4 protein-coding genes and 1 pseudogene are annotated in these 5,495 nt (G+C 70.1%); all 5 read right to left on the bottom strand.

Going from position 1 to position 5,495, the window contains the following annotated elements; all coding sequences use genetic code 11:
* Positions 1–668, bottom strand: a 668-nt coding sequence (locus JWR81_RS10635) for a dienelactone hydrolase family protein (RefSeq protein ID WP_297650024.1), incomplete at its 3' end; no start/stop codon positions are given.
* An 85-nt stretch (positions 669–753) separates the two neighbouring features.
* Positions 754–2,763, bottom strand: coding sequence for an erythromycin esterase family protein (locus tag JWR81_RS10630; protein ID WP_297650022.1), 2,010 nt, complete (start codon positions 2,761–2,763; stop codon positions 754–756).
* A gap of 438 nt (positions 2,764–3,201) precedes the next feature.
* Entirely contained in the window at positions 3,202–3,411 is a 210-nt protein-coding gene (locus JWR81_RS10625; protein WP_297650020.1) for a hypothetical protein, read from the bottom strand.
* A gap of 114 nt (positions 3,412–3,525) precedes the next feature.
* On the bottom strand, positions 3,526–4,680 hold the full coding sequence (locus JWR81_RS10620) for an IS630 family transposase (protein WP_297650018.1): 1,155 nt from the start codon (positions 4,678–4,680) through the stop codon (positions 3,526–3,528).
* Positions 4,681–5,213: 533 nt separating this feature from the next.
* Positions 5,214–5,495: pseudogene (locus JWR81_RS10615) on the bottom strand (transposase); the annotation flags it as partial.

Here is a 5,495-nt window from a genome sequence, read left to right as displayed (position 1 = left end):
GGAATCGGCTGGAGGTGGCGGAGGAACCAGTCCCGCGCCAGGCGGGCCACCTGCTCCAACGTTCCCGGTTCCTCGAACAGGTGCGTCGCGCCCGGGATGATCACTAGCCGGGTCTCGCCGGCCAGTTTCCGCATGGCCCGGCGGTTGAGCTCGATGACGACCGAGTCGCGTTCTCCGACGATCAGCAAGGTGGGCTGGTGCACCTCGTGCAGGTGCGCGTCGGCGAGGTCGGGGCGCCCGCCGCGGGAGACGACGGCCTGCACGATGCTCGGCCGGTTCGCGGCGGCGATGAGTGCGGCCGCCGCGCCGGTGCTGGCCCCGAACAGGCCGATACCCAGATCGGCGCTGGGCTCGCTGTCGGCCATCCAGTCGGCCAACGCCGTCACCCGCTCGGCGAGCAGGTCGATGTCGAACCGCAACTCCGCGGTCCGCAGGTCGACCTGCTCCTCCTCCCGGGTGAGCAGGTCGGCCAGCACGGTGACCAGGCCGGCGCGGTTGAGCTCGTCGGCGACATAGCGATTGCGTGGGCTGTTCCGGCCGCTGCCGCTGCCGTGGGCGAACAGCACCGCCCCGCGCGGGGACTCCCGCGGCACCCCGAGGTCGGCTGCCAACAGCACGCCGGCGACCGGAATCTCCAGATTCCGGTGGGTGGCGCTCGGGGCGCTCATGGTGACCTCCCTGGGCTGGAGCGGGGGCCCAGAAGGCGATCTTGCGGCTCTCGCTGTACGGGCTGCTGTGGCCGTTCCGGATCGGTCAGACCGTGAACGGGTAGGTCTCGGGGACCTCGCCGGTCTCCCAGAGGGCCGTTCGTTCGAGCGGCTCGACGGCCCGGGTGTCGTCGATGTGGATCACGGCGTCGAACTGGTCGGCCACCCGGGACCGGAAGTAGTGGCTCGCCCGCTCCGTGTCGGGGCGGTAGATGACCCCGATCGCCCGTTCCAGGCGGGCCGCGCGAAGCCGTTCGGCCGCGCGCGTGGCTGTGGCGAAGGAGAGCATGAACTCCTTCTGGCCGACCTGGTGGAACAGCTCTTCGACACTGCCGGGCAATGCCGGGCGGACCAACTTGCGCTGCGCCTCCCCACCCCAGTCGTCGGCGGCGGTGACGGTCCCGGTGTAGGTGGTGAAGCCGAGATTGCGGCAGTCGCCGGTGTGGAGTTCGCGCACGAGCTGTCCCACGTTCAGCTCGCCCCGGGCCGCCATCTCGGTCGCCCGGGCGTCGCCGAGGTGGGAATTGTGCTCCCAGACGACGATCTTCGCGGGTTCGTCGAGCTGCGTGGTCAGGTGGGCCCAGATGGCGTCGAGGGTCTCGACCATGTGCCGATCGCGCAGGTTCCATGACAGGACCTGCCCGCTGAACATCGATCGGTAGTACTCGGCTGCGTTGCGGACGACCAGCGCGTTCTGTTCGGCGTAGAACTGCTCGTCCTCGGCGAGCAGCCCGTCGCGCCGCGCGTACTCCAACCCATGGCGTTGGAGGTCGAGGAGCTGGTCGATCACTTCCTGTTCGCAGGTCTCGCCGGCACCCATCGCGGCGGCCAGCCCGTAGGTCTGGCCGTCGTCGGTGCCGTAATGGTCGAAACAGGCATAGCGCTCCCGGGCCCGCCGGGCCGCGTCGGGGTCCACGCGGTCGAGGTAGGTGATGACCTCGTCGATGGAGCGGTTGAGGCTGTACAGGTCGAGCCCGTAGAAGCCGGCCTTGCGCCGATCGTCGAGGATGCGATCGTTGCGCTCCCGCAGCCAGCCGACGAAGTCCAGAACGGGGGCGTTGCGCCACATCCAGGTGGGGAAGCGCTGGAAGCCGCGCAGCGTCTCCTCGGCGTCGGCGTCGGCGTCGTGGCCCCGGACGTAGCGGTTTGCCCGGTAGGCGTCCGGCCAGTCCGCCTCGACCGCGACGGCGGTGAATCCCTTCTCCTCGATGAGCCAGCGGGTCATCTGCGCGCGGGCGGCGTAGAAGTTGCCGGTGCCGTGCGATGCCTCTCCGATCAGCACGAAATGGGCGTCTCCGACCAGCTCGAACAACGCATCGTGGGACGGCACGCCCTCCTCGGTCGGGATGCCGGCAGATCGGATCACATCGGTGTCGGTGAGGGCCCGCTCCGCGGTACGCGCCGGCGCCGAGGTCGCCGCGGCGCGCAGCAGGTCCCGTACCTCCTCATCGGTGGTCTGGCTGAAGTCCCAGTACGAGGCCCCCACAGCCATGAACGGGGACGGGGTCGTCGCGCAGATGACCTCGTCGACGATCGCATCGAGTTCCTGGCAGGTCGACTTCGGCGCCGCCGGCACCGCGACCACGATCCGCCCCGGCTGGTGCTCGCGCAGCGCGATGACCGCCGCGTGCATGCTCGAGCCCGTCGCCAGGCCGTCGTCGACGAGGATGACCGTCTTGTCCGCGAGCTCGGGCATCGGCCGCCCGTCCCGGTAGGCCTGCTCCCGGCGGAGTAGTTCGCGCCCCTCCTGCTCGGCTACCCGCTGGATCACCTCAGGGGTGATGCCCAGCCCGCGTACGACATCGTCGTTGAGCACGGCCACCCCGCCGCTGGCGATCGCGCCCATGGCCAATTCCTCGTGGCCGGGCGCCCCGAGCTTGCGGACCACGAAGACATCCAGCGGCGCGTCCAGAGCGCGGGCGACCTCGAAGGCCACCGGCACGCCACCCCGCGGCAATCCCAGCACCACCACATTCGGCTGATCTCTGTAGTGGTCGAGCAACCCGGCCAGGATGCGGCCGGCATCCCGGCGGTCGCGGAAGACTCGATCCGGCATCCCTTCCTCCTCAAGGTGGTTGAGACGTCCGTTTCCGCGATCCGATCCGCGTCGGCGAGCCGGACCGTGGGTGCGCTGACGAGCCCGAGCTGCTCGATCTGCGGACCTGTTGCACGGGCCACCGGAACTGCATTCGCCGCGCGGGTCAGGCCGCAGCTGCTGCCGGTGGCCGCATCGACCGATCCTGGGCTACCGAGGGCGGGCGCACCTCGACCCGCCAGAGCCATAGTCGAGCCCCGGGTCGACCTCGCAGGACGACGTCGAGCGACAAGAAGCGCCGATGACGCGAGGTGCTCGCCCGTGGCTACCGGCGTTGGAACTGGTCCTCGATGTCCGGGCAGGGAGTTCTGAGGTCATGCCGCGGGTTCCCGGCTGTCGGGTCGCGGCGAGCGGAGTGTCTGCCGGTCCGTCACCCGGAACGGGTACGGCGTCGGCTGCTCAGCCGGGTCGGCCGAACCGGTGTTCGGAGGCCTCGACGGGGACGAGCGCCACGGCGACGATGAGAGCCACCAGCCCGATGATGAGCAGGTTGATGACGAACTGCTCGAGGCTGGTCCACCGCAGAAGGTCCGTCGCCGCGGTGACCGGCCCGTCGGCGACGTTGACCGCGACACCGTTGTTGAACGGCTCGACCCGAGCGGTGTGCACATCCGGATCGTAGCGAGAGCCGCGGCGGACGTTACGGTTGTCGACCGCCGCCGCCCAGGTCAACGAACCTCGTTTCCGCGACGCTAGTGGTCGAGTTCGTTAGTTCGTCGGGGGTCATGCGGCGGTCGGGAACGTGGTGGTCTGCTCGGTCGGGCCGATCCGGTCGAGCAGGGCGTGGAGGTCGGTTCGGGTGAAGGTCCAGTCGAACGGGATCGCGGCTTGGTTGTAGCGGTCCTGGAAGGCCAGGATGCGCTCGGCGAGAGTGTCGAGGTCGGGGAAGTCGACCGGGCTGATGGCCTTGCGTTGCAGGACCGAGAAGTAGATCTCGACCTGGTTGAGCCAGGAGGCGTGGATCGGCAGGTGGACCAGTGTCGCGGTCGGCCAGGCCGTGTTCATCCGGTCGATGGAGGCCTGCCCGGCGTGGCTGGAGCCGTTGTCCACGACCCAGAACGCCCGGCGTGCCGAGGCGTAGGGCTCGCAGCTCATGACCTTCTCGACGAGTTCGGTGAACGGTTCGATCCCGGTCTTCGGGGCGATGGTTCCGATCACGCGGGCGTGGTGGACGTCGTAGGCGGCGAAGTAGGCCAGGGTCCCGCCGCGGCGGTACTCGAACTCGACCCGGCGGGGATGCCCCGGCCCGGGTGGGCGGCCGGGATGGCGGCGGCGCAGGGCTTGGAGCTGGGACTTCTCATCGGCGCTGAGCACGTAGTCGTCCGGGCCGAGCTCGACACCGCCCCAGGTGCGGGCGTAGAGATCCAGGACACGGGCCGCTTTGGTCTCGAACGCGGAGTCGCGGGGGAAGATCCAGGAGCGGTGTTGCCAGGGTTTGAGCACCGCACCGGCCAGGGTGCGGCGCACCGTCGAGGGCGAGATCGCCTCGACGACCCCGCGGGTGACGGCCTCGAGGGCCAGTTCGGTGCTGCTCCACCGCGAGAGCGGGATCCCGGTCTCGGCGGGCAGGGTGCAGGCCAGCGCGGTGAGCGCGGCGAGCTGCACCGCGGTGAACGAGCGCGGGCGCCCGGTCCGGGCCCGATCGACCAGCCCGGCCAGTCGCTGCTCGGTGAACCGTCGGCGCCATCGTCGCGCGGTGTCGACACACAGCCCCAACTCGGCGGCGATCGCGGTGTTGGACGCGCCGGCCGCGGCGCCGAGCACGATCCGGGCCCGGACCCGGTCGCGGTGCTCGGTGCGCCCGCTGCGCGCCCGAGCGGTCAACACCGCCTCCTCCGCGGCGGTGAGCACGATGACGAACGGACTGCTGACCGGCATCGTCAGGTTGTTTCCCAGCCCGAGGACCGCCGCTGATGCGACACGCCGCGATCACCGGGCCTGCGCTGTGCACGGCCCGCAGCGTGAGCCCACCATCCCGACCGCCGGCTGTCAGGATGGCCGCCATGGCGGTCAAGTTCCCCGAGTCGACCAAGACCTCGGTGCACCAGCGGCTACTGGCCCGCGTCCGCGAGCGGTGGCCCCAGATCGTCGAGTTGCACGTCCGTCACCGCGGATCGTTCACCTACGTCCAGGCCACCACCGAGACCACCACACAACCGCTGTGCCGGTTGCGCTACGTCGGCTCCGCCCACGACTGGCAGGTCGCGATCTACCGGGCCAGCCACGACGACTACCAAGATTCGATCTTCCCGAGCGGGTTGCCCTTTGGGACCTGCCAGGACGCCCTCGACCTCGCCTGCGGTCTCTACCTCAGCGACCTCACCGCCTGGCAGGACCTCAGAGCGTGTTTGAGAAGATCATCTGACGGGCTGGAACGTACGCCGTTGTTGACGGGTTGCCAGGGCGCCGTGGGCGAGTCGTCGGGTCATGGTGTTGATCGCGGCCCAGCGGATCATGGCCTCGGACAGGGCGGGATCACGTTCGTAGTCGCGGGCCAGGCGGCGGTGCGCAGTGAGCCACGCCAGCGTGCGTTCGACCGCCCACCGGCGCGGGATGACAGCGAATCCGCGCTGGTCCGCGGGCTTGCGCACGACCTGGACCGTGGTGCGCAGAACCTGTGTGGCCCAGTCCAGGAGCAGGCCGGCGAACCCGCCGTCGGGGAACACGAACCGCGCCCGGGTGCGCAGGTGGGT

This window comes from Pseudonocardia sp., assembly GCF_025965585.1.
Taxonomy (GTDB): Bacteria; Actinomycetota; Actinomycetes; order Mycobacteriales; family Pseudonocardiaceae; genus Pseudonocardia.
The sequence above is the reverse complement of the archived record's forward strand: the minus strand, read 5'-3'. Positions and strand labels throughout refer to the sequence as shown.